The 12,892-nt window shown below is 29.0% G+C and carries 11 protein-coding genes; 5 read left to right on the top strand and 6 right to left on the bottom strand.

Annotation, left to right across the window (positions count from 1 at the left end):
• Positions 1-189 precede the first annotated feature (189 nt).
• The 3 genes from ON24_RS05645 to hisB are packed head-to-tail and all read left to right on the top strand — an operon-like array spanning position 190 to position 1,726.
• Positions 190-882: a winged helix-turn-helix domain-containing protein gene (locus ON24_RS05645; protein WP_016357668.1), complete on the top strand. Its 693-nt coding sequence runs from the start codon at positions 190-192 to the stop codon at positions 880-882.
• Positions 883-892: 10 nt separating this feature from the next.
• Positions 893-1,102 carry a 4Fe-4S dicluster domain-containing protein gene (locus ON24_RS09135; protein WP_232216518.1) on the top strand — a complete coding sequence of 70 codons (210 nt, stop codon included), beginning with the start codon at positions 893-895 and terminating at the stop codon, positions 1,100-1,102.
• A gap of 45 nt (positions 1,103-1,147) precedes the next feature.
• A complete protein-coding gene (hisB, locus tag ON24_RS05640) occupies positions 1,148-1,726 on the top strand; it encodes an imidazoleglycerol-phosphate dehydratase HisB (RefSeq protein WP_040682211.1) in 579 nt (192 codons plus the stop codon).
• Between the two features lie 477 nt (positions 1,727-2,203).
• On the opposite strand, the gene ON24_RS05635 is transcribed toward hisB, so the two are convergent.
• From ON24_RS05635 to cfbB, 4 genes are all read right to left on the bottom strand, one after another.
• Positions 2,204-3,034 carry a F420-dependent methylenetetrahydromethanopterin dehydrogenase gene (locus tag ON24_RS05635; protein WP_040682210.1) on the bottom strand — a complete coding sequence of 277 codons (831 nt, stop codon included), beginning with the start codon at positions 3,032-3,034 and terminating at the stop codon, positions 2,204-2,206.
• A 380-nt stretch (positions 3,035-3,414) separates the two neighbouring features.
• Positions 3,415-4,992: a glycosyltransferase family protein gene (locus ON24_RS05630; RefSeq protein WP_050553569.1), complete on the bottom strand. Its 1,578-nt coding sequence runs from the start codon at positions 4,990-4,992 to the stop codon at positions 3,415-3,417.
• A 163-nt stretch (positions 4,993-5,155) separates the two neighbouring features.
• Entirely contained in the window at positions 5,156-6,340 is a 1,185-nt protein-coding gene (locus ON24_RS05625; protein WP_040682209.1) for an oligosaccharide repeat unit polymerase family protein, read from the bottom strand.
• Positions 6,341-6,416: 76 nt separating this feature from the next.
• A complete protein-coding gene (gene cfbB, locus ON24_RS05620; RefSeq protein ID WP_040682208.1) occupies positions 6,417-7,823 on the bottom strand; it encodes a Ni-sirohydrochlorin a,c-diamide synthase in 1,407 nt (468 codons plus the stop codon).
• A 195-nt stretch (positions 7,824-8,018) separates the two neighbouring features.
• On the opposite strand from cfbB, the gene ON24_RS05615 reads away from it, so the two are divergent.
• Complete coding sequence (locus tag ON24_RS05615; RefSeq protein WP_040682207.1) at positions 8,019-9,134, top strand: radical SAM protein; 1,116 nt, start codon at positions 8,019-8,021, stop codon at positions 9,132-9,134.
• Between the two features lie 1,086 nt (positions 9,135-10,220).
• Here the strand turns inward: ON24_RS05615 and ON24_RS09130 are convergent.
• Both ON24_RS09130 and ON24_RS05605 read right to left on the bottom strand, forming a co-directional pair.
• Positions 10,221-10,718, bottom strand: coding sequence for a hypothetical protein (locus ON24_RS09130; protein ID WP_040682206.1), 498 nt, complete (start codon positions 10,716-10,718; stop codon positions 10,221-10,223).
• Positions 10,719-10,729: 11 nt separating this feature from the next.
• On the bottom strand, positions 10,730-11,506 hold the full coding sequence (locus ON24_RS05605; RefSeq protein WP_016357660.1) for a ParA family protein: 777 nt from the start codon (positions 11,504-11,506) through the stop codon (positions 10,730-10,732).
• Between the two features lie 310 nt (positions 11,507-11,816).
• Between ON24_RS05605 and ON24_RS05600 the strand changes: the two genes are divergently transcribed.
• Positions 11,817-12,875: a DUF1786 domain-containing protein gene (locus ON24_RS05600; protein ID WP_040682205.1), complete on the top strand. Its 1,059-nt coding sequence runs from the start codon at positions 11,817-11,819 to the stop codon at positions 12,873-12,875.
• Positions 12,876-12,892 lie beyond the last annotated feature (17 nt).

The raw sequence follows: 12,892 nt of genomic DNA, 5'->3' as shown, positions 1-12,892 counted from the left end.
ATATTATTTTAAGATTTCAAAATTGCTTAAAAATAAATAAAACCATTATAAATTAAAAATAAATTCCTATTAAAAATATCATATTAAGATAATATTCTAATAAAATCCTATCCCAGGATTATAAAATAAAAATATTTTAATTAGAAAAAATATAAATAGATATAATATTTTTTAGGGTAGGTAATTTTTATGACAGAAGTAACAGCCGGAGTAGAATATAAGATAAACCTAGATGGTAAAACATTTTTACTAGATGAAAAGAAATTTAATCTTTTAAAAAATATTAATACCACTAATTCCATCACAAAAGCTGCAAAGCTTACAGATGTATCTTACAGAACCGCATTAAATTATATTGATAAGATTGAAAAAGGTTTAGACATAGCAATTGTAAGCACTAATAAAGGTGGAAAAGGTGGTGGAGGTAGTACCACCTTAACCGATGAAGGTAAAATGATTCTAAAAGAATGTAAAAAAATCAATGCCATTATGGAACTTCATCGTGATGTAAATGAAATCGAGGCTACTGTTCTTGAAATAGATGAACCTAAAGGTGTAATGAAAATACAAATGAAAAATACTGAGTTAACCATTCCTTTACATGAGGAATATAAAGTAGGAGATAAGATTCTTGCTTTAATCAGTTATGACAATATTTTTATTATGTTAGAACCTCAAGAATCTAGTATTCGTAATGTTTTAAAAGGTAAAATCATTGAAATGAAATTGGAAAATGAGATGATTAGACTTAAAGTAGATGTAGATGGAATTGAAATCTGTGCAGATATTACAGTTTCCGCATCTAACGATTTAAAATTAACCATTGGAAAAGAAGTATATATTGGATTTAAAGCTGTTTCTATTGCAACTTTAAAATTATAACAAAGATGGGGTGTTCCATATTATACATATAACAGTAGATGAAAATAGATGCAACGGATGTGGAAACTGCCAAGAAGTTTGTCCAAAAGGTAGGAAAATTTGGAAAATAGATAAGATTGCGCATGCATCAAACTTACAATATTGTCATGTTTGTATGTTATGTGAAATGAAATGCCGCAGAGATGCTATTAGAGTTCATAGATCCTGGTTAAATGAATAGATTATCAAGGATTATTTTATTTTAATAAAAGTTAAAGTGATGTTAATGGAGAGAAAAGCTAAAATTTCAAGAAAAACATCTGAGACAGATATTACACTTGAAATAAATATTGATGGAGAAGGTAACTATAATATTGATACGGGAATCCACTTCTTAAATCACATGTTAGAATCATTTTCACGTCATAGTTTTATTGATTTGAATATTAAAGCTAAAGGGGATATTGAAGTAGATGATCATCACACTGTAGAAGATGTTGGAATTGTATTAGGTGAGGCTTTTCTAGAGGCCATAGGTGATAAAAAAGGTATTAAAAGAATGTCTGACGGAATAGTACCTATGGATGATTCAATAGCTCTAGTTGCAATAGACATTAGTGGACGTAGTTATTGTAACTTAGATGTTCAATTCAAAAATGATAAAATAGGAGATATCACAAGCGACAATATCATACATTTCTTTGAATCATTTGCAAATTCAGCGAAATTAAACTTCTATGGAAAGGCCAAAGGTTCAAATGATCATCATAAAGCCGAAGCCCTCTTTAAAGCATTTGCAAAAACTCTTAAAGAAGCATCAAAAATAGAACACGATAAGATTCCAAGTACAAAAGGAGTTTTATAATCCCTTTTTCTTTTTTTTACTCTTTTTTATACCCTTATATATTATTTTAATTTTGACTTTTTTATAAACCGTTTTTTTAATGGAATCTTCTTATTTGATTTAACTAGATATCCAATAAAATACTGTAAGGATAAGTAAATCTAGAAATCTAATTTCAATAAACAATTAATAAAACCAATAGAAATAGCTAATAAAACAGAATAACAACTAAAAAACTTAAAAAGCCAATATCATATGGAAGAAACAGTGAAAACTAATAAAATAAATAAAAAACTAAATAAAAAAATCTAATTTCAATAAACAATTAATAAAACCAATAGAAATAGCTAATAAAACAGAATAACAACTAAAAACGAATAAAATAAGTAAAACTAGAAAAGTATAGACTAAGTAAATAAATTAAATGATTTTAAAAAAGTGGAATCTAATAGAAAGATGATAATAAGTAGTGAAATACTACTTATTTATCTATTAGATTTATTCTGGTTTTGAAATTAAGTTAACTTTTTTACCTGTGGAACCGTCACTCATGTGTGGGGTTCTTAATACAGTATCATTTGCTTTTTCAATTTCTCTTGCTTCAGTAGCTAATTGAGCAGCAGCAGAAGCCATTTCGTGTGCAGCAGCTACTACAGGTAAGAATTCTTCATAGTTTTTCATCATGAAACAACCTTTCATATCAAGGTCTGCTACTTTAGCACACATTTCATATGCAGCATATGCTTTTGCTTTTGCATATGGACTGGTAAATCCAGCTGCATCTACAGCTTTTTGAGCATTAATAACAAGTTTTGGTAATTCAATTTCTTCTCCAGCATCAGCTTGTGCGATTACTCCGTCGATAGTGTTTTGGATTAATCTGTAAGCACCAGTACATGCTAATACTTTAATAAGATCTGAGTTGAATACGGACATTTCAGTAGGGTCTAACCATTCTCTTCTTGCACCAATCATTGAATCAGCTTCAACAATGATGTAACCAATACCTTGTTCATCCATTTCGTCTTTAGCACGTTTTCCTGGAGCATCACCAATGATGAATGCAGGAACATCCATTTCGGATAAGAGTTCTCTTGCTTTTGCAGGACCTGGTGCGGTTGGGTTAGGACTTGAGAACATTACAAAGTCAGGATCGAAATCTTTGACTTTTGGTACTACATCTTCTACTTGTTCTGGGTTCATTTTAGCACCAGAAGTAAATACTCTAACATCAATGTTAGGTCTGTCTGCTCTTTCATCTAATAATAATTCTAATACTGGTGAAGCACCAATATTTCCACTTTTTACAATTCCAATTTTTACAACCATAATATCACAAGTAATAATTTATAGTATTACTTATAAAGACCTTTTGATACTATTAAAAACGAAAAATTTATATAGTATAATTAAAAATCAAAATAAAAAAGGATATTAGAGGATTGATTTAAAAAAATAGCTGGCATTAAATATATTAAAGATGTGAAAGTTGTTTAAAATTGTTTTTTAATAGAATAGGAATCAAATAATATTTTATAATATGAATAAAAAAAGTTCGCTTTGATTAGAATGATATTAAAATAATAAAAAAAATTACAGTAAAATACTTTTATTAAACAAGATAAGGAAGTAATACTTTATTAAAAAATTAGTCTAAAATTAATATAAAAAAATTGACAGGGCCTATCAAAATTAAAAATAACTTTAAATTATTTATGGCTTTTTCTAAATTTAGATCTTGCTCTCCATATCTTGAATGTACTTCTAATATTACCTTTCTTAAGGGAGTAATCAAAATTATTAATCAATCTTACAATGTTATAGATAGCCTCCTGCCCATCCTTAACAATGTCTCCTGTTGGAGGATAGAGTTTTCTTAAAGCCCTTGGAATATCCCATATCTGAACGATTGGAATGTTCAATTCCTTAGCCAGATTTATACTACTATGGAATACATGATAACCATAAATCTTTACAGAAGGAACCTTTAATACACCGGCCTCTATTGTCATTCCCATACCTGCACCATAGATTAAAGCATCTGCAGAGTTTGTTAAACTTAGAATATCCACATAGTTATCCAGAATCTTAACCTTACTAGACTTTGATAAATCTTCAACATATCCCTTATCAAATCTGTAAGGGGCGATTAATGTTGGATAGTCAAAGCCATCAATAAGTGGAATCAAATCAGTTAAATCTTCCTTTTTAAGGTCCCCACCTAATAAAACTAGAATATAATGTTCAAATCCATATTTTTCTGTAATTTCTTCTTTAGAAACTAGTTTGTTATTTTTAATCTCGTTATCAACATATGCTGCCATTGGATATCCACCAATGTTAACTACATTCCTAAGACCATACTGTATTTTAAGATAGTATTCATAATCCTTTGATGGAACAGTGATTAAATTAGCCTGGGATATGATTTCAATTGGATTGTAGATATCCTGCTCAATATGTAGGACAGGCGTTCTAAGTAATTTTGCGGCGGAAATTGATTTTCTGACATCCCCTGCATTACCACAGGTTACAAGTAAATCTATTTGCTCTCCAATCATGGCCCTGGTTGCTTTATAGATGTCCCTTAAAATCAAACTAGCTAACTGGAATCTTCCAGAATCTGATTGGTTGGCACTTCTACCTTGACCTATATAATATACTACATCACAGTATTGATTAAGTAACTCATCAACACCTTTACCATGAGCAAGTCCTATAATTCTTGTGGTTTTCCAATGTAATTTACCTTCACTTTCCAATTTTTTTAAGAGTTTAATTACGGGAATAATGGTTTTTGCAGGTGCTATCTCACATGCGAATGCAATGGTTCTTACCTCATCAATATCGTTATCATTTTGACTTACATATTTATTCTCTTCAAAAAAGTCACGGACGGTTTTGATTCCGCCTGAGATAGATTCCTCATCATTTAGGTTATCCTGAATTTGTCTTTCAATTTTTTTAATCTGTGAGTGATACTCATCATCTGAATCCTCATCGGCATCCTCAAGATTAAAGTCTTCCACTTTATTTGAGTTTAAACTGAAACCAGATGTATTAGCACGTTCCACTTGATTGTCCTTATACTCCTCATCTAAAAGATCCAGCTCATCCAACAATTGATATACTGACTCGCCTATATCATCATCAAATTCATCAACAGATACTCCAAACTCTTTTTTAAACTCATCAGCATCCATTCCTATCTCAGATAATAATGATTCAACTGAATTATTTTTATTGTATTTTTTAGATATATCTTTTGAATTCTTGGAATCTACCATTAAAAACCGCCAATCTTGAATTTTTTAATTGATATAATATTTAACATAGAATAGTTTATATGACTAAATATTTAAATTAAAGCCATTTGTCAAAAAGTACATTTTATAAATCTTTAATCATTGAAAGGGAAATATTAAATAAAATATTAAAAAAAATGAAAAGTTAATTGTTTTGTTTATGAATAATATTTAGGTTATATACAATCAATAAAATACCGATTATATAGAATATGAAGACTATTAAATCAGTTGGACCTGTCTCCAACCATATGATGCTTTGGGCCAATATGATTGAATAGAAAGCTGTGCATACCCCATGATTGTATTTCTGTAATATGTGTAGTGTTCCAAGGACAAAACCCATTAGAAACATTTGGATAATCATTCCAATAGCACCAAAGTCCAATAGCACAGGACCAAATATGGTGGAGGTAATGGAATGATGTTTTAAAAGAACAGCCTCACCTACCAATACACGTGGATCAGTTGAGGTGAAATAACCTGTTAAAGTGGAGTATAATAGATTTCCACCGGTAATGGCCTGGTGATATGTGATTCTATCCAGAACATTTAGGGTAAAGGCCGCCCTGTAAGATATTAACTCCAGGGGATTTAATGTCCAATGCTGCCATTCTATTGATCTAACGGCAATAAAACCGATGGCCAAAAGTAAAACAATTATCAATGCAACAAATAATATCTTGGTTTTTCTTGAAATATTGCGGGTATAGAATATTGTTATGAAGCTTGAGAGTAATATTGCAATAGGAGTTGTCCTATAACCTGTTAGGGCAAAACATAGAAGTCCCAAGAACAATAGGACATAATGAGTTTTCCTATTGTATTTTGAAAGTAAAATGTTAATGGAAGGTAGAAATAACATAAAAGATAAGAACCAAATCCTGGTTGCAGCTTTACTTTTAAGGTATCCGCTGAATAATGGTATACCTCCTAAATTATAAAAATTGATCAACTGTAAGACCAGGCTAAAAAGAATTAGTACAATAAGAACTGATTCAATTCTTAAATAATTTCCAAATAATGGAAGCTCTTTTAAAGATATTCTATAATCAGTTAAATTTTTGGTATTGTCATCCTTAGAATATACATCACTTGATCGTTTTTTAATATTTTTTAATGTTTTTGATTTTTTAAGAATATAAATTGAGGATTCTATACCTAATGATAGAAAAATCATGCCTATTAGAATATATAAAAATAATTGACCTGAGGGAAATGGAAGAAGAGGCCTTGATTTAAAATGGATTGGTAAGGATATTAAAACAAACAATATTAATAACAGTATTAAAATGTAAGGATTGAACCAATCTATTTCTCTATATCTCATAATATCCCTTAGTCTAATTTATAATTCATAAAATAATCTATTTAATTTAAATAAAGAATTAAAGTAAAACTATCCCTTAGTGTTCATTAATATACTGGGTAAAGTTATATGCGAAATTCGGATGGGAGCAGGCATGGACATGAATGTAGCTTGCTAAGATATTATCCTGTAGGATTCCATCTTCAGAGCCTGTAATTCCACGACCCCTTTTAACGTCTAATCCGAATCTGGTACTGTCATCAGTATTTATTGAGGTATAATGGAATTCATGACCTCTAATAAGCTCTCCCTTTTTAGCAATGACATTATCTTCCTTGGATTCTGCTATGGTATAGGACAATCCCTGGACTCTTTTATTCATCTGTGAGGTATATGGTAGAATGTTACACATTTTCTTGCCGTCTATTGATTTTGAAAGATAGATTAAGCCTCCACATTCCCCATAGATTTTGCCACCGTCATTGTAGAAGTTATATATGGATTGTCTCATAGATGAGTTTTCCTCAAGTTCCTTAATAAACAATTCAGGATATCCTCCACCTACATATAAACCGTCGGCATCAGGCAATTCCTCATCCTTAAAAGGACTGAACTCTATAATTTTAGCTCCATTATCTTCTAAAGCCTCCAAATTCTCTTGATAATAGAAAGAAAATACCTCATCACGGGCAACTGCGATTTTTATAGGTTGTTTATTCCCAGCCTTCCAAAGTTCATTTGAATCTTCCTTTCTAAAAGGTTCCCCATAAGGTATTGAAGGTTTAGACCGTTGTTTAATAGATTTATTTGAATCAGAGGAATAGTCCCCCATGATTTCCAACAAAGCGTCTAAATCAATATATTCCTCTACGGTTTCCACCCATTTATTAATATTGTTCCTAATGTTATCCTTTTCCAAAGCTGGAACCAGACCTAGATGGCGTTGCATTACCTCAATATCCTCGTTTCTAGGGATACCGCCAATAACCTTAGTGTCAGTTAATGTCTCAATACCCTCTTTAGTTTTAAGATAGTGTTTTTTACCCTTAACCTTGTTTAATATTACCCCTTGAATATTAAGTTCAGGGTCTAATTGCTTAAAACCTAAAACTAGAGCAGAGGCACTTTTAACCAAACTTCTAGAATCTATAATCAAAACAATAGGCGCATTTAAAGATTTAGCAATAGATGCAGTATTTCCCACATCCCCTATAGGACCTATACCTTCATATAAACCTCTTACTCCCTCAATAATACCAATTTTAGAATTGGAAATATCCAATGCCCTTTTATAACAATGATTAATCTGATAATCATTCATAAAGAAAGAGTCAAGATTTCTTGAATAGTTTCCAGTTGCAAGTGTATGATATGAGGGGTCTATAAAATCAGGACCTACCTTAAAAGGCTGAATCTTATGTTCCTTTGATAAAGCACCCATAATCCCTGTTGCAATGGTAGTTTTTCCAACTGCACTACCGGTTCCAGATAATACTATATTCATATATTTAATAGTATTTATAATAATATTAAAAGTTTTTTAAATTTTTAATAGAAAACACTGAAAATCAATAGAATAGGTAATGGTTTAAAGGAATTTTAAAAATCAATTGCATTAAAATAAAAAATTTATATAGGGAAAAAATATTAAAAACAATAAAATAAATAGTTTATTAACAAAAACTTTAGCTGATTTATTATGGATAGTCTTAAAAAAACACAGGTTCTAAGTGACAGTGCACAGTTTGATTTATGTGATTATGTAAATCATCAAAAAAGCTCACAACATAACCTTCCAGGGATATATCCTGCAACAGGATCAAATGGATGTACTATTCCACTTTTTAAAACATTAATGACTAACAAGTGTAAAAATGATTGTAAGTATTGCATAAATCAATGCCAAAGAGACTTTACAAGAATAGAACTTAGTCCTGATGAAATAGCAAAGGTATTCCTAAAATATTATACGGAAGGTTATGTGAACGGTCTGTTTCTAAGTAGCGGAGTTAGTGACACCATTGACAATACAATGGACAGACTTATAGAAACCTGTTCCATATTAAGAAAGAGATATGGATACCAGGATTACATTCACCTAAAAATCATTCCAGGTGCCTCTAAAGATGACATTAAAAGATCCATGAAGCTTGCAGATAGGGTAAGCATTAATATTGAAGCCGCATCTGCAGACGGTCTATCCCAGATGTCATCTACAAAGGATTACAATAAGGACATATTAAAAAGGTTAAGCTGGATTGATTCAATTCGAAAAAGGGACAGGAGATTATGTCCCTCAGGACCTACAACCCAGATGATTGTAGGTGCTAATGATGAGACAGACAGCGAAATCCTAAAGAGAATGGAGAAGATCTATAAAAAAACAAATCTGAAAAGAAGTTATTTCTCAGGATTTCAACCATTAGAAGGAACCGAATTTGAAAATAAAACAGAATGTGATCTTAAAAGAACAGGACAATTATACCATGCCGATTCATTACTAAACGATTATCATTTTAAAACTAAAGAATTGATATTTGATGGTAATGGAAATTTATCCTTAAATGAGGATCCTAAAATTTTAGCTGCAAAGAATATGAACATATTCCCATTAGAGGTAAACAATGCAAACTACCATGATTTAATTAGGGTTCCTGGAATAGGGATTAAGTCTGCAAGAAAAATTATGGATATACGTAAAAACAAACCTTTTGAAGAAATTGAGGATTTAAAGAAATTAGGTGTTGTTACCTCAAGAGCAGAACCTTATATTAAATTAAAAGGTAACTATCAAAGTGCTTTAGATAAATATTAAATAGATCAATAGTTTTTTCAAATTATGGATTATTAAAATAAAGTATTTTTTAAATCCAATCATAATATTTGAAGATTAAATGAATTTATTTAATTTCTACTTTTTTTTAAAAAAATTGAATCCTAAATTAAAGAATATAATATTAAAATTTAGTTATAAGTTATAAGTTATAATCAAAAATAAAAGCTAATTTTAGATTAGATTATTTAAATTAAAGTTATAACTTATAGGTTCTAAGAGATTTAAGAGTTTGGAATATAATTTTAATAAAAAATTATAAGTTATAAGTTCTAAGAACATTTTAACAAAACAAAACACAGCTTGGATAAGAATTATAAGTTATAAGTTATAATGAAATAAGGAAACTAATCTAAATTAATATAATTATAAGTTATAAGTTATAATGAAAGCTAATTTTAAAGAAGAATTATAAGTTATAACTTTTAAGAGGAACGTGGAAAATTAGCTTTCTTAAAAAAAGTTATAAGTTTTAACTTATAATAAAATAAGAAAAAAGTTGAATCATGAAAAAAGTATTATAACTTATAAGTTCTAAGAAAATAGGAAACGAGATTATAAAAATAAAGTTTAAGTTATAAGTTATAACAAAAATAAAGAAACTAAATTACTTAAATAATTATAAATTATAAGTTATAATAAAAAAGCTAGTTTTAATAAATGATTATAAGTTATAAGTTATACTAATAAAATAGAAAGCTGTTTGGAAGAAATTCAAAAAAGATAGTTATACTTATAAGTTTTAATGAACATTGACAATCAGCTATTAGAATATAGTTAGTTATAACTTATAAATTATAAGAAAAAAAGGAAAACAGGATTTAAAAATAATGGTTATAGCTTATAATTTTACAATAGCAAACAAGAAGTTGATATTAAAAATTGTTATAACTTATAAGTTATAATAATAAAAAAGCAAGAAAACAAGGAATTTGAGCAGGTGGAATTACGGGAATTATGAAAAAAAGTTAAAAAGGAATTAAAAATATAAAAAAATTAAAAAAAGGACTTATAATAAAAAAGTAATAGAATTAAAAGGTAAAAAAAAAGATATATCAAGGAAATAAACTACTCATCTTCAAATAATTTCCATATATCAGGGTATTTTTGAGAAACAGCCTCATCAATTAATTTAGAAGCCTCTTTACTAATACTAAATTCAGGTTGAGTCTTTCTTAAATATCTAAAAACAGCAGAAGATTTAACAGACCATAAAGTTATTCTAGGATTCTTATGAACAATCTCCATAACCTCCTCCACATGTTGCTTTACTAAAGGATCATCCTCAATTTTAACAGACTCATCTTTAGAGAATTCCAGGGATTTCTCTTCTGAATCTGAACTTTCCTTTGAAGATTGATCCTCTTGAACTTCTTCTTTCTGAGTAATTTCCTTTTGTTCATTTTCCCCTTTAGGAGCCTCATCTTTATGTTTGAGATCTTCTCTCTCATTCAACATATCTTCTAAAGATTTAGTGGAATTAGCATCAAAATTTTCATCATAATAATCTGATGGAATTAAAGAATCTAAACCTCTACCTAAACCTGAGTTTTTATTATTAGACATATTTTTCCTCCTTAATCATCTTCTTCCATATCTAAAATTTCTTGAGCTAATTTTAAATAAGCGGTAGTTCCATTACTTTCTTGATCATAAATTATACAAGGTTTACCATGACTAGGAGCTTCAGCTAATTTAATATTTCTAGGAATAACAGTTTTAAACAAATGTTCCTTTCCATCGAAATATTTCTTTAATTCTCTGAAGACATCCCTACTAAGTCTAGTCCTAGTATCATATAAAGTTAATAAAATTCCTTTTATAGGGGTTGGACTTCTTAATCTAGTTTCAACTAGATTAATTGTATTAATTAAATCTGCTACTCCTTCTAAAGCATAATATTCTGCTTGAATAGGAATGATTACACTATCAGATGCAACTAATCCATTAATTGTAATAACACCTAAAGATGGAGGTAGGTCTATTAAGATATAATCAAATAAATCTTTAATTTCATCTAAAATATTTTTAAGAATTATATGATAATTATCTAGTTTACTTAATTCTACTCCTACACCACTTAAAGAGATATTACTTGGTACAATGAATAGATTTTGAATAAAAGTTGGAAAGGTTGCCTTTTTAATTGAAACCTCTCCACTAATTGCAGAATATATGGTGTAATCAAGTTTTGTTTTATCAATTCCAAAACTAGTAGTTGCATTTGCTTGAGGATCCATATCTACAATGAGAACAGCTCTTCCCATAACTGCTAAAGAAGTTGCAAGATTTACAACAGTAGTAGTTTTACCACAACCGCCTTTTTGATTCATTATAGCAATTATTTCTCCCATATATAAACTCCATATGATTATTAACAAGTTTAAATGACAAATTAAAACTTATAAATTCTAAGTAATAGCAATTTTAGTGAAATCTTATAAATTTTAAGTTAAAAATTAGAACTTATTAAGTTTAAATTATAAGTGAAAAATGTTACCTTTTAACTTATATCTTATATATTGTAATTTATATCTTATAAATAATATGTTAGAATTTTTAAGAAATAACTTTTAAGTTATAAGTTATAAGTAAATTACAGTGATAATTATAAAAATTATTAAAACAAAATAGTAATATTAATAAATAATCAGAGGATTTCGTATGAAAATATTGGCAATTGATGTAGGAACAGGAACACAAGATATAATATATTATAACACGGAAAAGGAAGTGGAAAACTCTATAAAAGTAGTTTTACCTTCACCACATATATTGATAGCTCAAAAAATCAAAAATATTAATGATGATATCTACTTTGAAGGAAATATTATGGGAGGTGGAAAACTTAAAAATGTTATATTGAAACATATGGACAAGGGATACAATGTAGCTATGGAATCATATTGCGCAAAAACCATAAGGGACGATTTGAAACAGGTAGAATCATATGGTATAGAAGTAGTATATGATGAGGATAAAAACAGCAAAAAGTATAAAGATTACACTAGAATATCACTTAATGATATAGATATAGACAAATTAGCTGGATTTTTAAAAGAGTATGACTTAGATTTTGACTTTGACTATATTGCGGTAGCTGTACAGGATCATGGATATAATGAAAACATGGGAGATAGGGATTTCAGATTTGAAAAGATTAGAGAGAAATTAGAAAATCCCCTAAAACCTGAGGAGTTCGGGTGGTATGGAAATATACCAGAATATTACAGTAGAATGAAATCTGTAGAAAATAAGTTAAAAAATGAAACAAAGTGGCAAATAAGGAATACCCCATTAATAATGGATACAAAATTCGCATCAATATGTGGAATGTGCTATGACGAGGAAGCATTGAAATTAAACAGTTATATTGTTATGGATATAGGAAATGGACATACCACAGTAGCATCAATTGAAAATGGAAAAATACAGGGAGTATTTGAACATCATACAAGTAGTCTTACTGGAGAATCCCTAGAAAGATATGTAAAAAAATTAGCAAATGGTACACTTACAAATGAAGAAATATACAATGACCATGGTCATGGAGCACATGTAATAAACCCAATATCAAATATTGAAAAAGTAATTGTATCAGGTCCTAAAAGAGGTTTAATTGAAAAAACAGGTTTGGATTATCATCATGCATGTCCTGGTGGTGATGTGATGATGACAGGAACCATAGGATTAATCAAATCATTAAAACATTATATAAACTAAAAATAAAAAAAGAAGTA

The sequence above is a fragment of the Methanobrevibacter boviskoreani JH1 genome, assembly GCF_000320505.1.
Classification (GTDB): Archaea; Methanobacteriota; Methanobacteria; order Methanobacteriales; family Methanobacteriaceae; genus Methanarmilla; species Methanarmilla boviskoreani.
Note: the sequence above shows the minus strand (reverse complement) of the source record. Positions and strands in the feature narration are given on the sequence as shown.

Coding starts and splice junctions, on each gene's coding strand:
- ON24_RS05645 (WP_016357668.1), top strand. CDS start 190: ATGACAGAAGTAACAGCCGGAGTAGAATATAAGATAAACCTAGATGGT.
- hisB (WP_040682211.1), top strand. CDS start 1,148: ATGGAGAGAAAAGCTAAAATTTCAAGAAAAACATCTGAGACAGATATT.
- ON24_RS05635 (WP_040682210.1), bottom strand. CDS start 3,034: ATGGTTGTAAAAATTGGAATTGTAAAAAGTGGAAATATTGGTGCTTCA.
- ON24_RS05630 (WP_050553569.1), bottom strand. CDS start 4,992: ATGGTAGATTCCAAGAATTCAAAAGATATATCTAAAAAATACAATAAA.
- ON24_RS05625 (WP_040682209.1), bottom strand. CDS start 6,340: ATGAGATATAGAGAAATAGATTGGTTCAATCCTTACATTTTAATACTG.
- cfbB (WP_040682208.1), bottom strand. CDS start 7,823: ATGAATATAGTATTATCTGGAACCGGTAGTGCAGTTGGAAAAACTACC.
- ON24_RS05615 (WP_040682207.1), top strand. CDS start 8,019: ATGGATAGTCTTAAAAAAACACAGGTTCTAAGTGACAGTGCACAGTTT.
- ON24_RS09130 (WP_040682206.1), bottom strand. CDS start 10,718: ATGTCTAATAATAAAAACTCAGGTTTAGGTAGAGGTTTAGATTCTTTA.
- ON24_RS05605 (WP_016357660.1), bottom strand. CDS start 11,506: ATGGGAGAAATAATTGCTATAATGAATCAAAAAGGCGGTTGTGGTAAA.
- ON24_RS05600 (WP_040682205.1), top strand. CDS start 11,817: ATGAAAATATTGGCAATTGATGTAGGAACAGGAACACAAGATATAATA.